General features: G+C 71.4%; 1 protein-coding gene. It reads right to left on the bottom strand.

From position 1 onward, the window contains the following. The coding region (locus tag ADK41_RS13750) for a helix-turn-helix domain-containing protein (RefSeq protein ID WP_209438645.1) at positions 1–280 on the bottom strand (280 nt) is incomplete at both ends.

The raw sequence follows: 280 nt of genomic DNA, 5'->3' as shown, positions 1-280 counted from the left end.
ATCAGCGTCTTGATCCTGGCCAGGGTCCAGGCCTGGTCCGGCCGGCCGTGCGCGACCGGCCCCTTGGCCAGCTCCTGCTCCAAAACCGCGAACAGGGCCCCGTTCGGCTCGGGACGGGCAGCCGGTCCCTTGGAGTGCAGCGTCTGCCGGCCGCCTTCCTGCCAGGAACGGCGCCGGCGCCGCACCGAGCGCACACTGACCCGCAGCTCCTTCGCCACCGCCGCATTGTCCTGTCCCGCGGCGAACATCCCGGCCGCCTCCATACGGATGCGTTCACGAA

The organism is Streptomyces caelestis (genome assembly GCF_001279005.1).
Taxonomy (GTDB): domain Bacteria; phylum Actinomycetota; class Actinomycetes; order Streptomycetales; family Streptomycetaceae; genus Streptomyces; species Streptomyces heliomycini.
Note: the sequence above shows the minus strand (reverse complement) of the source record. Positions and strands in the feature narration are given on the sequence as shown.